The 19,440-nt window shown below is 74.5% G+C and carries 12 protein-coding genes; 8 read left to right on the forward strand and 4 right to left on the reverse strand.

Annotation, left to right across the window (positions count from 1 at the left end; translation table 11 throughout):
* Positions 1-127: 127 nt before the first annotated feature.
* The 5 genes from OSR43_RS00960 (at position 128) to OSR43_RS00980 (ending at position 10,080) form a co-directional block, all read left to right on the forward strand.
* On the forward strand, positions 128-808 hold the full coding sequence (locus OSR43_RS00960; protein ID WP_302269062.1) for a SemiSWEET family transporter: 681 nt from the start codon (positions 128-130) through the stop codon (positions 806-808).
* A gap of 151 nt (positions 809-959) precedes the next feature.
* Positions 960-4,304, forward strand: coding sequence for an exodeoxyribonuclease V subunit gamma (gene recC / locus OSR43_RS00965; RefSeq protein ID WP_302269064.1), 3,345 nt, complete (start codon positions 960-962; stop codon positions 4,302-4,304).
* Positions 4,301-7,624 carry a UvrD-helicase domain-containing protein gene (locus tag OSR43_RS00970; protein ID WP_302269066.1) on the forward strand — a complete coding sequence of 1,108 codons (3,324 nt, stop codon included), beginning with the start codon at positions 4,301-4,303 and terminating at the stop codon, positions 7,622-7,624. The genes recC and OSR43_RS00970 overlap by 4 nt, the downstream gene beginning before the upstream one ends.
* Entirely contained in the window at positions 7,621-9,423 is a 1,803-nt protein-coding gene (gene recD / locus OSR43_RS00975; RefSeq protein WP_302269067.1) for an exodeoxyribonuclease V subunit alpha, read from the forward strand. The genes OSR43_RS00970 and recD overlap by 4 nt, the downstream gene beginning before the upstream one ends.
* 45 nt (positions 9,424-9,468) lie before the next feature.
* Positions 9,469-10,080: an ACT domain-containing protein gene (locus OSR43_RS00980; RefSeq protein ID WP_302269069.1), complete on the forward strand. Its 612-nt coding sequence runs from the start codon at positions 9,469-9,471 to the stop codon at positions 10,078-10,080.
* Between the two features lie 12 nt (positions 10,081-10,092).
* On the opposite strand, the gene OSR43_RS00985 is transcribed toward OSR43_RS00980, so the two are convergent.
* Positions 10,093-10,545: a nitroreductase family deazaflavin-dependent oxidoreductase gene (locus tag OSR43_RS00985; RefSeq protein ID WP_302269070.1), complete on the reverse strand. Its 453-nt coding sequence runs from the start codon at positions 10,543-10,545 to the stop codon at positions 10,093-10,095.
* An 85-nt stretch (positions 10,546-10,630) separates the two neighbouring features.
* Between OSR43_RS00985 and OSR43_RS00990 the strand changes: the two genes are divergently transcribed.
* From OSR43_RS00990 to OSR43_RS01000, 3 genes are read left to right on the forward strand one after another with little or no spacing between them, the layout of a single operon-like run.
* Complete coding sequence (locus tag OSR43_RS00990) at positions 10,631-11,566, forward strand: 1,4-dihydroxy-2-naphthoyl-CoA synthase (RefSeq protein ID WP_302269071.1); 936 nt, start codon at positions 10,631-10,633, stop codon at positions 11,564-11,566.
* Between the two features lie 23 nt (positions 11,567-11,589).
* Entirely contained in the window at positions 11,590-12,117 is a 528-nt protein-coding gene (locus OSR43_RS00995) for a DUF4333 domain-containing protein (RefSeq protein ID WP_302269072.1), read from the forward strand.
* Positions 12,118-12,170: 53 nt separating this feature from the next.
* Positions 12,171-12,863 (forward strand): NAD-dependent deacylase, encoded by a 693-nt coding sequence (locus OSR43_RS01000; RefSeq protein WP_302269074.1) that lies wholly within the window; start codon positions 12,171-12,173, stop codon positions 12,861-12,863.
* Between the two features lie 118 nt (positions 12,864-12,981).
* On the opposite strand, the gene treZ is transcribed toward OSR43_RS01000, so the two are convergent.
* The 3 genes from treZ to glgX are packed head-to-tail and all read right to left on the reverse strand — an operon-like array spanning position 12,982 to position 19,325.
* On the reverse strand, positions 12,982-14,760 hold the full coding sequence (treZ, locus tag OSR43_RS01005) for a malto-oligosyltrehalose trehalohydrolase (RefSeq protein ID WP_302269076.1): 1,779 nt from the start codon (positions 14,758-14,760) through the stop codon (positions 12,982-12,984).
* Positions 14,761-17,163: a malto-oligosyltrehalose synthase gene (treY, locus tag OSR43_RS01010; RefSeq protein WP_302269077.1), complete on the reverse strand. Its 2,403-nt coding sequence runs from the start codon at positions 17,161-17,163 to the stop codon at positions 14,761-14,763.
* A complete protein-coding gene (gene glgX, locus OSR43_RS01015; protein WP_302269078.1) occupies positions 17,160-19,325 on the reverse strand; it encodes a glycogen debranching protein GlgX in 2,166 nt (721 codons plus the stop codon). Before glgX ends, treY begins: the two co-directional genes overlap by 4 nt.
* Between the last annotated feature and the right edge of the window lie 115 nt (positions 19,326-19,440).

Below are 19,440 nucleotides of genomic sequence, written 5' to 3' on the forward strand. Positions count from 1 at the left end.
AGGCCCGGCTGACGACCCGCCGGCGTGCCGCCACCAGCTCCACCCGGAAACACAGCAGACCCACGCGGTCGCCACGCCATGCGCGAGGCGGCCGCGTCGTACGTGCGCGCCCCGAGGCGCGCCAGGAATGGACGGACCAGCAGTGCCCCTCGAGCTCGCGAGCCTCATCGGACTCGCCGCCACCCTCCTCGCCTTCGGCTACACCGTGCCGCAGTTCCGCAAGCTGCGCCGCACCGTCTCCGCGGCGGGCGTCAGCGTCGCCGCGCTCGCCTGCTCCAGCATCAGCAACGTCGCGTGGACGCTGTACGGCACCCTCGAGCGCGACGTGTGGGTCGCGCTCCCCGCGGCGGTGAGCATCCCGGCGACCGCGGGCGCGCTCGTCCTCGCCTGGCGCCGCGGCGGCTCCCGCGACCGGCTGTGGCTCCCGCTGGTGTGGGCCGTCGTCGTGGTCTCCGCGGGCCTCTCCGCGCTGTGGGTCGGGCACGGACCGGTGACCGTCGTCCTCGGCTGCTCGGTCGCGCTGCTGGTCACCCCCGCGGCCCTGACCGCCTGGCGCAGCCACGACGTCGCGGCCATCGCCGTCTCGGGCTGGGTCATGCTCGTCGTCGACGCGCTGCTGGCCGGTGCGTACGGCGTGCTGGCCGGCGTGGAGGCCAACGTCATCTACGCCGCCGTCGCCACCCTCGGCTCGCTCGCGATCCTCACCCGCGTCGGCCTCCCGCCGCACGTGCACGCCCGGCTGGTCCGCCTGCCCACCCCCGCCCCCCTGGCGGCCGTCTCCGCCGACGAGCTGAGCCTGGTCGCCTGAGCGGGTCGCGGGCCGCCGCAATCGTTCAATTGCGCGGTTCTGACCGGTTCCCGGCCTCGGGACCCGCCGCAATCGTTCAATTGCGCGGTTCCGACGGCGCACCCCGGCCACGGCGCCGGCCCTGTCGGCGCCGGGTGGCATGCTGCGCCGCGTGCCCCTCCACCTGCACTCTGCGCCGCGGACCGACCAGCTCGCCGACGCCCTCGGCGACCTGCTGTCGCGCCCGCTCGCGGACCCCTTCGCCGAGGAGGTGGTCGCGGTCCCGGCGAGGGGCGTGGAGCGCTGGCTCACCCAGCGCCTCTCGCACCGGCTCGGCGCGTCGCCGGGCGGTGGGGACGGGGTCTGCGCGGGGGTCCGCTTCCTCAGCCCGCGGTCGCTGGTGGGGCTGCTGCTCGACCGCGACCGCGACGACCCGTGGGACCCCGACCGGCTGGTGTGGCCGCTCCTCGGGGTGATCGACGACAGCCTCGACGAACCCTGGTGCGCGACGCTGGCCGCCCACCTCGGCCACCGCCTGGAGGGCGAGGAGGCGGCCCTGCGGCGCAACCGGCGCTGGTCGGTCGCCCGCCGGCTCGCCGGGCTCTTCGCGTCGTACGCCGTCCAGCGACCCTCGCTCGTGGCCGACTGGCGCGTGGGGCGGGACACCGACGGTGCGGGTGCGCCGCTTGACGAGGACCTGCGCTGGCAGCCCGAGCTGTGGCGACGCCTGCTCCAGCGGGTCCCGGTCGACCCGCCGGACGTCCGCCACGAGGCGACGCTCGCCGCCCTCCGGGCCGGCGGTGACGGGCTCGACCTGCCCGACCGGCTCTCGCTCTTCGGCCACACCCGGCTGCCGGTCACCGAGGTCGAGCTCCTCTCCGCCCTCGGCACCGACCGGGAGGTGCACCTGTGGCTCCCGCAGCCCTCGCCCGCCCTGTGGCGAGACCTCGCCGGGGTGGGCGGCCCCGTCGCCCGCGCGGAGGACGACACCGCGCTGCGGGTGGGGCACCCGCTGCTCGCCTCCCTCGGGCGCGACACCCGTGAGCTGCGGCGCGCGCTGGCCGACGCCGACGCCGAGGAGCACGAGACAGCGGCGACCGACCCCGCGGCGGCGGGGGCCCCGGGCGCGACCCTGCTCGGCTGGCTGCAGCACGACCTCCGCGCCAACGCGGCCCCCGACGCCGCGGAGCGGGCGGCCCGACGGCCGGCCCCCGACGACCGCAGCGTGCAGGTCCATGCCTGCCACGGACCCGCACGACAGGTCGACGTGCTCCGCGAGGTGCTCGTCGGCCTCCTCGCCGACGACCCGACGCTCGAGCCGCGCGACATCCTCGTGATGTGCCCGGACATCGAGACCTACGCCCCGCTGGTCTCGGCGGGCTTCGGCCTGGCCGACGTGGTGCCCGACGACCACGGGCACCCCGCGCACCGGCTGCGCGTCCGGCTGGCCGACCGCGCCCTGACCAGCACCAACCCGCTGCTGTCGGTCGCCGCCCGGCTCGTCGCGCTCGCTGGTGGCCGGGTGACGGCCAGCGAGGTGCTCGACCTGGTCTCGGCCGAGGCCGTCCGCGCCAGGTTCCGGCTCACCGACGACGACGTGGCCCGGGTGACCCGCTGGGTCGGCGACGCCGGCGTGCGCTGGGGCCTGGACGCGGAGGGACGCGCGGGCTTCGCGATGAGCGGGTTCGCACACAACACGTGGCGCGCGGGCCTCGACCGGGTGCTGCTCGGCGTGGTGATGAGCGGCGACGACCACCGGCACCTGGGTCGCGGGCTGCCGCTGGACGACGTGGGCAGCGGCGACATCGACCTCGTTGGCCGGTTCGCCGAGCTGCTGGCGCGCCTGGAGGAGTGCCTGCGGGCGCTCGGCTCCGCGGCGCTCGTGGGGGAGTGGATGACCGCGCTGCACGACGGCGTCCGCGCGCTGACCGACGTGCCGCTTGAGGACGCCTGGCAGCTGCCCCAGCTCGAGCGCGAGCTGGCGCGCGCGGTCGAGGCGGCGGGGTCGGGCGCGGACGTGCCGCTGCGGCTGGCCGACGTCCGGGCGCTGCTGGAGTCCCGCCTCGGCGGCCGGCCGACCCGGGCGAACTTCCGCACCGGCACGCTGACGGTCTGCACCATGGTCCCGATGCGCTCGGTGCCGCACCGGGTGGTCTGCCTGGTCGGCCTCGACGACGGCGTCTTCCCGCGCACCGGGTCCGTCGACGGCGACGACGTGCTGGCCCGTCGGCCGCGCACCGGCGAGCGCGACCCGCGCAGCGAGGACCGCCAGCTGCTCCTCGACGCGGTGATGGCGGCCTCGGAGACCCTGGTCGTCACCTACACCGGCGCCAACGAGCACTCCGGTGCCCCCCGCCCGCCCGCGGTGCCGCTGGGCGAGGTGCTCGACGCGCTCGACCGCACCGCCGCCGCGCCGGTCCGCGACCAGGTCCTGGTGCGCCACCCGCTGCAGCCCTACGACGCACGCAACTTCGCCGACGGCGCGCTCGGCGTGGCCGGGCCGTTCGGGTTCGACGAGCCCGCGCTGGCCGGCGCCCGCGCGGCGCTCGGCGAGCGCCACCCCCGCCCGGTGTTCCTCGCGGCCCCGCTGGCCGAGCGCGACACCGACGACGTCGCGCTCGCCGACCTCCACGACTTCCTGCGGCACCCGGTCCGCACCTTCCTGCGCCGACGGCTCGACATCGGCACGCCGCGCGCGGCCGAGGAGGTCAGCGACGCGATCCCGGTCGACCTCGACGGGCTGCGCTCGTGGGAGGTCGGCGACCGGCTCCTGAACGAGCTGCTCGCCGGGCAGGACGCCGCGGCGGTGATGACCGCCGAGCAGCTGCGCGGCTCGCTGCCACCGGGCCGGCTCGGGCACGCGTCCCTGACCCAGGTCGTCGAGGAGTCCCAGAAGCTGTGGGCCAGCACCACCGACCTGCGCACCGGCCCCGCTCGCAGCCTCGACGTCGACGTGCCGCTCGGCGACGGCCGCCGGCTCTCCGGCGTCGTGCAGCGGGTGCACGGCACCCGGATCGTCACGCTGAGCTACTCCCGGCTGAAGGCCAAGCAGCGGCTGGCCTCCTGGGTCGAACTGCTCGCGCTGAGCGCCGGCCGGCCCGACGAGCACTGGACCGCCCACGCGGTCGGCCGGGACAAGGCCGGGCCCAAGCGCGCCCTCGCCGGCCCGGTCGACCACCGCGCGGTCGACCGGCTCCGCGAGCTGGTGGAGCTGATGGACCTCGGGCTGACCCGCCCGCTGCCGATCCCCGTCCTGACCGCCCACGCCTGGGCGGAGGCACGCGTCCTGGAGCTGATGGGGAACGACCGCTCCCCCGACCAGGCCGCGGAGCGGGCGTGGCGCACCGACCCGGGCAACAGCTGGGGCATCGAGGGGGAGGACGCCGACCCCCACCACGTCCGGGTGTGGGGCGAGCGCGCGCCGCTGTCGGTCCTGCTCGACGCCGGCCTGGCGACGTACGCCTGGCTGGTCTGGGAGCCGCTGCTCACCGGCGGGGAGCGGGTGGCCGCGCTGTGAGCACGACGGCCTTCGACATCCGCGACCCGCTGCCCACCGGGACCACCCTGCTCGAGGCGAGCGCCGGAACCGGCAAGACGTGGACGATCGGTGCGCTGGTGACCCGGTACGTCGCGGAGGGGGTCTGCCCCCTGGAGCAGATGCTCGTCGTGACCTTCGGTCGGGCCGCCAGCCAGGAGCTGCGCGAGCGCGTCCGCGGCCAGCTGGTCGAGGCCGAGCGCGCGCTCGCCGACGACCCCACCCTCGCGCCGGCCGAGCCGTCCGCGCTCATCGAGCTGCTGCTGGACTGCGACGCCGACGAGCGGGCGCTGCGGCACCGCCGGGTGACCGACGCGCTCGCCGGGTTCGACGGCGCCACGATCGCCACCACCCACCAGTTCTGCTCCATGGTGCTCGGCTCCCTCGGGGTCGCGGGCGACACCGACGCTCGGGCCCGTCTCGTCGAGGACCTCGACGACCTGCTGACCGAGGTCGTCGACGACCTCTACCTGCGGGCGTTCGCCTTCGCCGACACCGCCCCGGCGTTCAGCCGGGCGGAGGCGATGGGAATCGCCCGGGCCGTCGTCAGGGACCCCCAGGCCCGCCTCGAGCCGGCCGAGGAGGACCGCTCGACCCCGGCGGGCCGGCGCGTCGCCTTCGCCCGCGCGGTGCGCACGGAGATGGAGCGGCGCAAGCGCAGGCTCGGGGTCCTTTCCTACGACGACCTGCTCGCCCAGCTCGCCGACGCCCTCGAGCACCCCGACGCGCCGGCCCGAGCCCGGATGCGCCAACGGTGGCGGATCGTGCTGGTCGACGAGTTCCAGGACACCGATCCCGTGCAGTGGCAGGTGCTGGACCGGGCGTTCACCGGCCACGCCACGATGGTGCTCATCGGCGACCCCAAGCAGGCGATCTACGCCTTCCGCGGCGGCGACGTCACGACGTACCTCCACGCGGCGGCGACCGCGACCACCACCAAGACGCTGCCGGTCAACTGGCGCAGCGACGAGCACCTCCTCGACGCGTTCCAGACCGTGCTGCGCGGGGCCGAGCTCGGCGACCCCCGGATCGTGGTGCACGACGTCACCCACCACCACCCCGGCTCGCGCCTCGCGGGGGCGCCGAGCACCGCGCCGTTCCGGCTCCGGGTGCTGCGCCGCGACCAGCTCGGCCGACGCGGCACCGCGCCGCTCTACGTCAGCCAGACCCGCCCCCACGTGGCACGCGACCTCGCGCTCGACGTGCGGCGGCTCCTCGCCTCCGGCGCGACGTTCGAGGGCCGGCCGCTGGAGCCTCGGGACGTCGCCGTCATCAGCTACCGGCACGCCGACCTCGCCGCCTGCCGAGCCGCCCTCCACGAGCTGGGCGTCCCCGCCGTGATCGCCGGGGGCGGGAGCGTCTTCGCCACCCCGGCGGCCACCGAGTGGCTCGAGCTGCTGGAGGCCCTCGAGCAGCCGCACCGCAGCGCCCGGGTCCGGACCGCGGCCCTGACCTGCTTCTTCGGCCACACCGCGACCGAGCTGGACGCCGGGGGCGACCGGCTCACCGACGACGTCGCCGACACGCTGCGGTCCTGGGTCGAGGTGTTCACCCGGCGCGGCGTCGCCGCGGTCCTGGAGGCCGCGACGGTCGCGGGCCTCCCGGCCCGGGTGCTGGCCGAGGTGGGCGGCGAGCGCCGGCTCACCGACCTGCGCCACCTCGGCGAGGCCCTGCACGAGGCGGCGCTCACCGAGCGGCTCGGGCTGGTCGCGATGCTGGCCTGGCTGCGCGGCCAGGTCGCCGACGCCCGGGAGGGCCGCGGCGCGGAGCGCACCCGGCGGCTGGACTCCGACGCCGCCGCGGTCCAGCTCGTGACCATCCACGCCAGCAAGGGCCTGGAGTACCCCGTCGTCTACCTGCCCGCCCTCGCCGACCGCAACGTCCCCAAGCCGTCCATGCCGCTCTTCCACGACGCCCAGGGACGCCGCTGCCTCGCGGTCGGCGGACCCGGAGGGGACGACTGGGACGACCACGTCCGCCGGTGGGCCGAGGAGGAGGCCGCCGAGCACCTCCGGCTGCTGTACGTCGCCCTCACCCGCGCCCGGTCGCAGGTCGTCGCCTGGTGGTCGCCCACCCGCAACACCCCCTGCTCGCCGCTGCACCGGATGGTCCTGGGCCGCCGGCCGGGCATGGCCGAGGTGCCGGCGGAGTTCGCGAACCGCACCGACGACGAGGCCGCAGAGTTCCTCGCGCGCTGGGAGGCGGCCGGTGGCCCGACCGTCGAGGCGGCGGTCCACGCCGACCCCGGCGCCGACCCCGTCCGCCCGGCGCTGCCGGCGCTGGCGGCCCGCCGCTTCCAGCGCGAGGTCGACGTGGCCTGGCGGCGCACGTCGTACTCCGCCCTCACCCGCGTGGACGTGGTCGCCGCCTCCGCCGGCCCGGGAGGGGTGACCAGCGAGCCGGAGGTGGTCGCGAAGGAGGACGAGCCGGACGTCCCGGTCCCGACGCCGCGCCCGGCCGAGGGCTCCTTGCCCTCGCCGATGGCGGGGCTGCCGGTGGGCGCGACCTTCGGCTCCCTCGTCCACGCCGTCCTCGAGCACGCCGACCCGGACGCCCCGGACCTGCGCGCGGAGCTGCTCGGCCACGTCCGCGAGCAGCTCGTGCGGTGGCCCGTGCCGCTGGACCCCGAGGAGCTCGCCGACGCCCTGGTCGCGGTGTGCGACTCCCCGATGGGCCCGCTCGCGCCGACCACCCTGCGGCAGGTGCCGCTGCGCGACCGGCTCCGGGAGATGGACTTCGAGCTCCCCCTCTCCGGAGGCGACCTGGCCGCCGGACGTGACGCCCGGCTCGGCGACCTCGCACCCCTGCTGCGCCGGCACCTGCCCGAGGGTGACCCGGTGCGGGCCTACGCCGACGCCCTCGACCAGCCGGCGCTCGGCGGTCAGAGCCTGCGCGGCTACCTGACCGGGTCGGTCGACGTCGTGCTCCGCCTGCGCGACGAGCAGGAGCGCCCGAGGTACGTCGTCGTCGACTACAAGACCAACTGGCTCGGCCCGGTCGACGAGCCGCTCACCGCGCACGCCTACCGCCCCGAGGCCCTCGACGCCGCGATGGGCCACTCCGACTACCCGCTCCAGGCGCTGCTGTACGCCGCGGTGCTGCACCGGTTCCTGCGGTGGCGCCAGCCGGGCTACGACCCGGAGGTCCACCTCGGCGGCGTGCTCTACCTCTACCTGCGCGGCATGTGCGGGGCGGACACCCCGCTGGTCGACGGCGAGCCGTGCGGGATCTTCTCCTGGCGGCCGCCGGTGGCGCTCGTGGCGGAGCTGTCCGACCTCCTCGACGGGACGGTCCGGGCATGACCGAGCTGTTCGAGCCCGTGGGGGAGCAGGACCCGCGCCTGGCGCTCGGGGCGACCGGACGGCTCGCCGAGCTCAACCGGGCCGGTCTGCTGGAGGCCGGCGACCTGCACGTCGCCACCCGGGTGGCCGACCTCGCCGGCGAGACCGGTCCCGACGCCGGGCCGGACGCCGACCTGGTGCTGCTGGCCCTGGCCCTCGCCGTCCGCGCCGTCCGCCACGGCTCGGTGGCGGTCGACCTGGCGACGGCACCGGAGATCGCGCCCGAGCTGGACTGGCCCGAGCCCGGGGCGTGGCTGCGCGCGGTGGAGGGGTCGAGGCTGGTGGCGCAGGGCGCGCTCCGCCTCGAGCACGGCCTGCTCTACCTCGACCGCTACCACCGCCTCGAGCAGCAGGTCTGCGACGACCTGCTCGCGCGGGCCGGGCAGCGGCCGCCCGAGGTCGAGGAGGCCGCGCTGGCCGCCGCGCTCGAGCGGGTCGGCGCCGGCCGGCTCAGCGCCCAGCAGCGCGAGGCCGCCGAGCGCAGCGTGCGCCAGTGGACGACCGTCCTGACCGGCGGCCCCGGCACCGGCAAGACCACCACGGTGGCCCGGATCCTCGCGGTCCTGGCCGACCAGGCGGCCGCCCGGGGCGAGCGGCTCTCGGTGGCCCTCAGTGCGCCCACCGGCAAGGCCGCCGCCCGGCTGCAGGAGGCGGTCGAGACCGAGCTGGCCGGCCTGCCGGCCGAGGACCGCGACCGGCTGCGCCGCCTGGACGCGATGACGCTGCACCGGCTGCTGGGCTGGCGACCGGACAACGCGACCCGGTTCCGGCACGACCGGACCAACCGGCTGACCTACGACGTGGTCGTGGTCGACGAGTCCTCGATGGTCGAGCTGACCCTCATGGCGCGGCTGCTCGAGGCGGTCCGGCCCCAGGCCCGGCTGCTGCTGGTCGGCGACCCCCGCCAGCTGACCTCGGTCGGCGCAGGTGCGGTGCTCTCCGACCTCGTCGCGGGGCACGAGGGCGACCCGGCCTCGCCGGTGGTCTCCCTGACCGAGAACTACCGCTCCACCCAGGACATCAAGACCCTGGCCGAGGCGCTGCGCACCGGCACGGCCGACGAGGTGCTGGCGGCGCTGCGGGCGCCCTCGGCGGAGCTCGAGTTCGTCGAGACCGACGACCCCGCGAGCGTGCTGCGCGCGGACACGCTGGCCTCGGCGCTCGCCGTGCGGAGGGCCGCCGAGCGGGGCGACCCGGCCGCCGCCGTACGCGCCCTCGACGAGCACCGGCTGCTCTGCGCGCACCGCGAGGGCCCCTTCGGGGTGCGTGTCTGGAACCGGACCGTCGAGCAGTGGCTCGCCGAGGAGATCGGCCAGGACCTGCACCAGGAGTGGTACGTCGGCCGGCCGCTGCTGGTGACCACCAACGACCACGCGCTCGAGGTCTACAACGGCGAGACCGGCGCCGTGGTGCTCGGTGGCGACGGGCGCGTGCGCGCCTGGATCGCCGGGTCCGGCGGGCTGCACGACTTCGCCCCCGGGCGGCTGGACGCGGTCGAGACGATGCACGCGATGACCATCCACAAGAGCCAGGGCAGCCAGGCGCGGCGGATCACGGTGCTGCTGCCCGAGGAGGGGTCGCGGCTGCTGAGCCGGGAGCTGTTCTACACCGCGGTGACCCGGGCCCAGCGGCACGTGCGCGTGGTGGGCTCGGAGGCCGCGGTGCGGGCCGCGGTCGAGACCCGCGCGCAGCGCGCCACCGGCCTGCGGCAGCGGCTCCAGGCCGCCCGCGGCGGCGCGACACGCCGGCCCGAGGGGTGAGCGGGAGAAACCAGGGCGCAACGTCGGCGCACTAGGGTCGCGAGCATGCCCTTCCTGCTGCGCGTCGAGCTGCCCGACGTCCCCGGGTCGCTGGGGCGCCTGGCCACCGCGATCGGTGAGGCCGGCGGCGACATCGAGGCCATCGAGATCGTCGAGAAGCGCCACGACGGCACCGCCCTCGACGACGTGCTGCTCGAGATGTCCGGCGGGGCCATGCCCGACTCGGTGGTCTCGGCCTGCAACCAGATCGACGGCGTGGAGGTCGTCTGGATCAGCCGGTACGCCGCCGGCGGCAACCTGGTGCTCGACCTGGAGGCCGTCGAGGAGCTGACCGCCGACCCGGCGAAGGCCGTCGACCGCTGCGTGGACCTGCTGCCGGTGACGTTCCGCTGCGACTGGGCGGTCCGCATCCACCGCGCCCTGGGCGTCCGGCACAGCACCGAGGCGGCCCCCGACGACCTGGACTTCGTCGAGATCGACCGCACCGAGCGGCTCGAGGTCGACGGGGACGACGTGACGATCTACGCCGCGGTCCGGCTCGACGGCAACGAGATCGTCGTCATCGGCCGCCGCGGCGGCCCGGAGTTCCTCGACTCCGAGCTCGCCCGGCTCGACCACCTCGTCGGGCTCGCCCAGACGATGGCGCGGGTGGGCTGACCCGCCCGGGCGTCAGTCCTCGACGCGCTCGAGCAGGAAGACCGGGATCTCGCGGTCGGTCTTCTCCTGGTACTCCGCGTACGGCGCGTACTGCGCGACGCAGCGCTCCCACCACTCCGCGCGCTCGGCGCCGGTGACGACGCGCGTCCGGTAGAGCGCGGGCTCCGGCCCGTCCTGGAGCTGCACGACCGGGTGGGCGAGGAAGTTGGCGTACCAGCTGGGGTGCTCCGGCGCGCCGCCCTTGGAGGCGACCGCGGCGTACACGCCGTCCTTCTCGACCCGCATCACCGGGTTCTTGCGCAGCTTGCCGCTCCTGGCGCCCTGCGAGGTGATCACCACGATCGGCCACTCGGGCTTGCCCATCAGGGTGTGCGCCTCGCGGCCGCCGGTGCGCTCGTAGGTCTCGACCTGGTCGCGCACCCACTGGTCGGGGCTGGGCTCGTACTCGCCGTCAAGGAGGTCCATGACCTACCAGAACCCATTCCGGGCACACCCTGTTCCGCCCGGTCCTGCTCCGGCGCGCCGTCGCGCCGCGGCTAGGGTCGGGCGCATGAGTGCGATCGACGGCGTGTCGGAGATCTTCGACCCCGAGCTGTGGGACGTCGTCCCGGGCTTCGAGGACCTGACCGACCTGACCTACCACCGCGCGCGGGCGCACGGGACGGTCCGCGTCGCGTTCGACCGGCCCGACGTGCTGAACGCCTTCCGCCCGCACACCGTCGACGAGCTGCTCCGGGTGCTCGAGCACGCCCGGACCAGCAGCGACGTGGGCTGCGTGCTGCTGACCGGCAACGGGCCGGGCGAGCGGCACGGCAAGTGGGCGTTCTGCACCGGCGGCGACCAGCGGATCCGCGGTCGCGCGGGCTACCAGTACGAGAAGGCCGACGGGGTCGAGGGAGACGACGCCGGGGTCACCGTGGACAAGGCACGACTCGCGAGGCTGCACATCCTCGAGGTGCAGCGGCTGATCCGGTTCATGCCGAAGATCGTCATCTGCGTGGTCCCCGGGTGGACGGCCGGCGGCGGGCACAGCCTGCACGTCGTGTGCGACCTGACGATCGCCAGCCTCGAGCAGGCGCGGTTCAAGCAGACCGACGCCGACGTCGGCTCCTTCGACGGCGGGTTCGGCTCGGCGTACCTCGCCCGCCAGGTGGGCCAGAAGTTCGCCCGCGAGATCTTCTTCCTCGGCCAGGAGTACTCCGCCGAGGACGGCGTCCGGATGGGCACCGTCAACCGTGCGGTGCCGCACGCCGAGCTGGAGGCCACCGCGCTGGAGTGGGGGCGGCTTGTCAACGGCAAGAGCCCGACGGCGCAGCGGATGCTGAAGTTCTCCTTCAACGCCATCGACGACGGGCTGGTGGGACAGCAGATCTTCGCCGGCGAGACCACCCGGCTGGCGTACATGACCGACGAGGCGCAGGAGGGTCGCGACCAGTTCCTCGAGAAGCGCGAGCCCGACTGGTCGGCCTACCCCTGGTACTACTGAGCCGCACCGGTCACCGAGCCCCCGTGCGCCCCTCCCTCGCCGCCGTCCTGCCTGCGCTGCTCCTCGCGGGCCTCGGCGGACCTGCACTCGGCGGCTGCGGGAGCGAGGACGCCGAGCTGCCCACCGACCGGCTCGAGTCCGAGGTGGCCGCGCTCTACCCGGCCGCCGACGAGCGCGTCCGCGTCGACGTGCGCTGCGCCGGGCCGCTCGCAGCCGAGGTTGGAGCCACCCAGGACTGCCGGGTGGCGGTGCGCCGGGACCTGGCGACGGTCCGGGCGACCGTCGTCGAGCAGACCGACGCCGGCCCCGTGTTCGAGACCGCGCCGGTGCTCCCTGCCGACCAGGTCGCGCGGACCGTGCTCGACGGCCTCACCCGCGAGGAGTACGTCGTGGGCGAGGTGGTCTGCGAGTCCGAGCTGGTCGGCGTCGTCGGTGAGTCCGTCGCCTGCACCGCGACCCCGCCCGACGGCGGCCGGCCCACGCCGGTCGAGGCGTCGGTCCGCGCGGTGGAGGGGCTCGACGTCCGGCTGCGGTACCGGCTCGTGGGCTGACCCCGCTCCGCTCGTGGCAGGTGACACACTCCAGGCATGGAGCTGAGGTCGTCATGAGGGTCGTGGTGCTGACCGGGGCCGGGATCTCCGCCGAGAGCGGGGTGCCGACCTTCCGGGACGCCGACGGGCTGTGGGAGGGCCACCGGGTCGAGGACGTCGCGACCCCCGAGGCCTACGACGCGCAGCCGTTCGTGGTGCACCGCTTCTACGACGCCCGCCGGGCCGCGCTGTCGGGGGTGACTCCGAACCCGGCCCACCACGCGCTCGCGCGTCTGGAGGAGGAGCTCGGCGACGACCTGCTCGTCGTCACCCAGAACATCGACGACCTGCACGAGCGGGCCGGCTCCCAGCGGGTGCTGCACATGCACGGCGAGCTGCTCTCCGCGGTCTGCCGCGCCTGCCGCGGCCGCTCGCGGTGGGAGCAGGACCTCTCCGACCTGCCGCCCTGCCCCCGCTGCGGCGTGCCCGACCTGCGCCCGGACGTGGTGTGGTTCGGCGAGATCCCCTACGGGATGGACCGCATCTACCTCGCGCTGGAGTCCGCGGACCTGTTCGTCTCGATCGGCACCTCCGGCGCCGTCTACCCCGCTGCCGGGTTCGTCCAGCAGGCCGCGACGTACGGCGCCCGCACCCTGGAGCTGAACCTCCAGGCCAGCGAGGTCACCACCCTCTTCGACGAGACCCGCCACGGCCGCGCCGGCGAGCTCGTCCCCGCCTGGGTCGACGAGCTGCTCGTCCGGCGCTGAGGGCCGCTGCAACATCCCAGGTGAACCTTGGATGTCAACGCTTCCCGGCTGTTGCAACGGCAGGGAAGCATCAACATCCCAAGTGAACTTGGGATGTTGCACGTCCCACCAGCACCACCTACCCCAGCAGCACCCCGACGTGCGGGGGCAGCGAGAGCGCGCCGCCGGGAAGCAGCTCGGCGCCGGTGGGGGTGGCGAAGAGGACGGCGAGGTCCGGGTCGACCGTGAGGTCGGCGGGGGAGTCGCCGAAGTTGATCGCCATCAGGGTGCCCGCCCGCTCCATCGTGAAGACGCGCGTGCCCTCGTCGGCGGTGCAGGAGATCGAGGTGAACGCGGGGTCGGTCAGCGCGGGGACGGTACGGCGCAGCTCGCCGAGCCGGCGGTAGACGTCGAGCAGGACGGCGTGCCGGCCGGAGGAGAGCTCGGTCCAGTCCAGCTGGGAGCGCCGGAACGTCTCGGGGTCCTGGGGGTCGGGCACGACCGCGGGGTCCCAGCCCATCTTGGCGAACTCCGAGATCCGGCCCTCGGCCGTCGCCTTGCCCAGCTCCGGCTCGGGGTGGGAGGTGAAGAACTGGAACGGCGAGGAGGCCGCCCACTCCTCGCCCTGGAACAGCATCGGCGTGAACGGCCCGGCCAGGGTGAGCAGCGCCGCGCAGGCGAGCTGGTCGTCGTCGAGCACCTCGGCGATCCGGTCACCGACGGCGCGGTTGCCGATTTGGTCGTGGTTCTGGTTGGCGACGACGAGCCGCCAGGTGGGCATGTGCTCGGTGTCGATCGGCACGCCGTGCTCGCGCTCGCGGAACGACGACCACGTCCCGGCGTGGAAGAAGCCCTCCTCGCACACCTTCGCCAGCGCCGACAGCGGCTCGAAGTCGGCGTAGTAGCCGGACGTCTCGCGCGTCAGCGCCACGTGCACGGCGTGGTGGAAGTCGTCGCTCCACTGGGCGTCGAGCCCGTAGCCGCCGGCCTCCCGGGGCGTGATGAGCTTCGGGTCGTTGAGGTCGGACTCGGCGATCAGCGTGAGCGGACGGCGCAGGTGCGCCGACAGGGCGGCGACCTCGATCGCCATCTCCTCGAGCAGGTGGACCGGCGAGGTGTCCTCGAGCGCGTGCACGGCGTCGAGCCGCAGCGCGTCGACGTGGTAGTCGTGCAGCCACATCCGCACGTTGTCGAGGATGTAGCGCCGCACCTCGGCCGAGCCCTCGCCGTCGAGGTTGACCGAGTCGCCCCACGTGTTGCGCCCGCTCGTCAGGTAGGGCCCGTAGACCGGCAGGTAGTTCCCGCTCGGCCCGAGGTGGTTGTAGACGACGTCCTGCACGACGCCGAGGCCCGCCTGGTGGCAGGCGTCGACGAAGCGCTGGTACGCCGCCGGGCCGCCGTACTGCTCGGCGACGGTGTGCCACAGCACGCCGTCGTACCCCCAGTTGTGGGTGCCGTTGAAGCCGTTGACCGGCAGCAGCTCGACGAGGTCCACGCCGATGTCGCGCAGGTGGCCGAGCTTGCCGATCGCCGCGTCGAGGGTCCCCTCGGGGGTGAAGGTGCCGACGTGCAGCTCGTAGACCACCGAGCCCGGCAGCTGGCGGCCGGTCCAGGCCGCGTCGCCCCAGGTGTACGTCGCGGGGTCGTAGGTGCGCGACCGCTCGTGCACCCCCTGCGGCTGGCGGCGCGAGCGCGGGTCGGGCAGCACCGTCCCGGAGTCGTCGACGAGGTAGCCGTAGTCCACCTCGCCGCCCGCGGGAACCGGCTCGGCCGGCGTCCACCAGCCGTCGTCGCCCCGGGTCATCTCGACGACCTCGGTGGCGTCGGCCGGGCCGAGGGCGAGACGGACCCGGGAGGGCTTGGGGGCCCACAGGTCGAAGGGGCCCCGGGCGGGGGTGGGGGTCGTGCCTCGGGTCATTCAGTCCTCCTGGACGAGCAGGGCGACGGGGTACCCGTCGAGCAGCTCCGCCAGCCGGGGCGAGGCCGGCCGGTCGGTGACGACGTCGCGCCAACGGCCCGGCGGCAGGTCGAGGGTGGTGTCACCCCAGCCGCCGCGGGAGGCCAGGCCGACGGGCAGCCGCGTGACGACGGCGATCGCGCCGCCGCGGTCGTAGGCGAGCACGTGGTCGGCGGCCGAGCCGGTCGCCGGCACCGCGGCGTAGGAGCCGAACAGCTCGGGCCGGTCCCGGCGCAGCGTCAGCGCGGCGTGGGCCACGCGCAGCTTCGCCGAGCCCGGGTCGTCGAGCGCCTCGCCCAGCGGGGACCACTCGGCCATCTCGAGCATCGTGCGGCGGGCGTCGAAGTCGACCGGGCGGCGGTTGTCGGGGTCGACCAGCGACTGCTCCCACAGCTCGCTGCCCTGGTAGACGTCCGGGACGCCGGGGAGCGTGATCGACAGCAGCTTCGCCGACAGCGCGTTGACCCAGCCCGGCCCGACGACGCGGGGCAGGAACGCCTCGATGGTCGCGCGGACCTCCTCGTCGTCGAACGCCGCGTCGACGGCCGCGTGGACCGCCGCCTCGTACGCCGCGTCGGGGTCGGTCCACGTCGTCCGGTCGCCGGCCTCGCGCATCGCCTTCTCGGCGTACCCGTGCAGCCGGTCGCGCAGGTCGGGGTCGGAGGGCAGCCAGGCGCCGACGACGGCCTGCCACAGGAGCGAGGCGAAACCGGGGTCGGGCAGCGGCACCAGCCCCAGGAGCCGGTCCAGCGTCTGCTCCCACGCCCCGGGCACCTCGGCGAGGGCGGTGATCCGGGCGCGCACGTCCTCGCCGCGCTTGGTGTCGTGGGTGGAGAGCGTGGTCATCGCGTGCGGCCAGCGGCCCTGGCGCACCGTCATGTGCTCGTGGAAGGTCGCGGGGTCGAGGGAGAAGACGCTCGGGTCGCCGCCGACCTCGTTGAGCGAGGTGAGCCGGGAGTACCGGTAGAACGCGCAGTCCTCGACGCCCTTGGCCATCACCATGCCGCTGGTCTGCTGGAAGCGCCGGGCCGGCGGCGTCCACGGGTCGCCCAGCACGGGCAGGAGCACGTCGAACGTCGCGGCCAGGTCCGGCCGCTCCTCGCGCGCCGCGGCGAAGGCCTGGTCGAGGTGCTCGCGGCCCTCGGGCAGGTAGGAGCGGTACACCGGGAAGCACGCCAGCAGCTCGGCGATCGCGTCCACCACCCGCTCGGTGGTCGCGTCGGGGCCGGCCGGGACGATCCGCCGCACCTCGCGGGTGATCCGGCGGACCTCGCTGTTGAGGATGCCGTCGGCCACCTCCCGCTTGGTGCCGTGGATCATCCGGTGCCAGTCGACGCGGCCGCCGCGCAGCCGGGCCTCCAGGTCGTCGAGCGGCTCCTGGCCGGCCGGGTCGGTGAGCACCCGGTCGATGTGGGCGAGCACGTCGTACCCGGTGGTGCCGGCGGTGGCCCAGGTCTCGGGCAGCTCCTCGCCGGGCTCGAGGATCTTCTCGACCAGGACGTAGGCGCCGCCGGTGAGCTCGGCGAGGTCGTCGAGGTAGCGCTTGGGGTCCCGGAGGCCGTCGGGGTGGTCGACGCGGAGGCCGTCGACGAGCCCCTCCTCGAACCAGCGGCGGATCTCCTTGTGCGACTCGGCGAAGACCTCGGGGTCCTCCACCCGCACCGCGGCGAGGGTGTTGATCGCGAAGAACCGTCGGTAGTTGAGGTTCTCGTCGGCCATCTGCCAGTGGACCAGCTCGTAGGCCTGGCGGGCGTGCACGTCGTTCGCGTCGTCGCCCTCGGTCCACGTGCCGGGAGCCACCGGGTAGTGGTTGTCGTGGTAGAGCAGCTCGGCGCCGTCGGGGGTGTCGACGACACGGAGGTTGCGGATCCGCCCACCCTCCGCGGCCGGGTCCTCGAGGTCGTCGTCGCCGATGACCGGCACCCGGATCCGGCCGTCGCCGGCCGCCCACTCGATGTCGAACGCCGAGGCGTGCTCGGACTCGCGGCCGTGCTTGAGCACGTCCCACCACCAGGCGTCCTCCGAGGGGGTCGCCACGCCGACGTGGTTGGGCACGATGTCGACGAGCACCCCCATGCCGAGCCGCCGGGCCTCGGCCGAGAGGGCGGCGAGGCCGGCCTCGCCGCCGCGGGAGGGGTCGATGTGGTCGTGCGCCACGACGTCGTACCCGTGGGTGCTGCCGGGCTCGGCCGCGAGCAGCGGGGAGAGGTAGACCCAGTCGACGCCGAGGTCGCGCAGGTACCCCAGCCGGCGGGTCGCCTCGAACAGGTCGAGGTCCTCGCTGATCTGCAGCCGGTAGGTGCTGACCGGGACCCGCTGCCCGTCCGCCGGTCCGGCGTCGCGGTGCCTGCCCTCCGTGCTCACTCCTGCTCGCTCTCGATCAGCGCCGCGACGGAGGCGGCGACGGAGGTGTCGACCTCGGCCTCGGGGGCGGCGTGCTGGCGCAGCACGACGAGGCTGTGGGTCTCCAGGGAGAGGGTCGACCCGGGCTGGAGGCCCGTGGCGTCGCTGTCGCGACCGGTGTCGACGACGACGTCCCACGCGTCGGCGTACTCGTCGGCCGGCAGCACCACGTCGGTGGGGCCGTCGGCGTTGAAGTAGAGCAGGAAGTGGTCGTCCACGATCCGCTGGCCGCGCTCGTCCTTGCCGGCGATGCCGTCGCCGTTGAGGTACATGCCGATGACGTGCTGGCCGCCCTCCCAGTCGCCGTCCTCCATCGGCCGGCCCTCGGGGTGCAGCCAGACGATGTCGTTGAGGCGCTCGCCGTCGCCGGTGCGCACCTCGCGCCCGGTGAAGAAGCGCTTGCGGCGGAACGTCGGGTGCTCCTTGCGCAGCTGGGCGATCGCCGCGGTGAACTCCAGCAGCGCGGTGTCCGCGCGGTCCCAGTGCATCCAGGCGATCTCGGAGTCCTGGGCGTAGGTGTTGTTGTTGCCGTCCTGGGTGCGGCTCATCTCGTCACCGTGCAGCAGCATCGGCACGCCCTGGCTCAGCAGCAGCGTGGCCAGGAAGTTGCGCTGCTCGCGCGCCCGGGCGGTGAGGATCCCCTCGTCGTCGGTCGGGCCCTCCACGCCGTGGTTCCAGGAGCGGTTGTGGCTCTCGCCGTCGTTGTTGTCCTCGCCGTTGGCGTCGTTGTGCTTCTCGTTGTACGACACCAGGTCGCGCAGCGTGAACCCGTCGTGGGCGGTGACGAAGTTGATGCTGGCGAAGGGTCGCCGGCCGGAGTGCTCGTAGAGGTCCGAGGACCCCGCCAGGCGGCTCGCGAACTCACCGAGCGCGGGCTCGCCGCGCCAGAAGTCGCGGACCGTGTCGCGGTAGGCGCCGTTCCACTCCGTCCACTGCGGCGGGAAGCCGCCGACCTGGTAGCCGCCGGGACCGATGTCCCACGGCTCGGCGATCAGCTTGACCTGCGAGACGACCGGGTCCTGCTGGACGAGCTCGAAGAACGTCGCCAGCCGGTCGACCTCGTAGAACTCGCGGGCCAGGGTCGAGGCCAGGTCGAAGCGGAAGCCGTCGACGTGCATCTCGGTCACCCAGTAGCGCAGCGAGTCCATGATCAGCTGCAGCGAGTGCGGGTGGCCGACGTTGAGGCTGTTGCCGGTGCCGGTGTAGTCCATGTAGTAGCGCTTGTCGTCGTCGACGAGGCGGTAGTAGGCCTGGTTGTCGATGCCGCGGAAGCTCAGCGTCGGGCCCATGTGGTTGCCCTCGGCGGTGTGGTTGTAGACCACGTCGAGGATCACCTCGATGCCCGCGGCGTGCATCGCCTTGACCATCGACTTGAACTCCTGCACCTGCTGGCCGGGCTCGCTCGTGGAGGCGTAGTCGGCGTGCGGGGCGAGGAAGCCCAGGGTGTTGTAGCCCCAGTAGTTGCGCAGCCCCTTCTCCAGCAGCGTGCTGTCCTGCACGAACTGGTGGACCGGCATCAGCTCGATCGCGGTCACGCCGAGCTTCTGCAGGTGCTCGGTGACGGCGGGGTGCGCGAGGCCGGCGTACGTGCCGCGCTGGGCCTCGGGGATGTCGGGGTGCAGCTGGGTCAGGCCCTTGACGTGCGCCTCGTAGATGAAGCTCTCGTTGTAGGGGATCCCCAGCGGCCGGTCGCCCTCCCAGTCGAAGAACGGGTTGATCACCACGCCCTTGGTCATGTGGGGGGCCGAGTCGAGGTCGTTGCGGGAGTCGGGGTCGCCGAAGTCGTAGCCGAAGAGCGCCTGGTCCCAGTCGATGTCGCCGCTGGTGGCCTTCGCGTACGGGTCGAGCAGCAGCTTGTTGGGGTTGCAGCGCTGCCCCGCGGCCGGGTCGTGCGGGCCGTGCACGCGGTAGCCGTAGCGCTGGCCGGGCTGGACGGCCGGGAGGTAGCAGTGCCAGACGAACGCGTCGACCTCGGTCACGTCGATGCGTGTCTCGGTGCCGTCCTCGTCGAAGAGGCAGAGCTCGACGCGCTCGGCGGCCTCGCTGAAGAGGGCGAAGTTCGTGCCGGTGCCGTCGAACGTCGCACCCAGGGGGTACGGCTGGCCGGGCCAGACCTCGGTCATGTGGTGCCCTTCGTGGTGGTGGCTTTGGATCGATCGAATCCCAGGGCGCGGAGAAGCACCCCCGGGCGCTCCCGTTACCCACTCCGTCCACGGGTCACCCGTCACCTGTCCGGGC

Source organism: Nocardioides sp. Arc9.136 (assembly GCF_030506255.1).
Lineage (GTDB): Bacteria > Actinomycetota > Actinomycetes > Propionibacteriales > Nocardioidaceae > Nocardioides.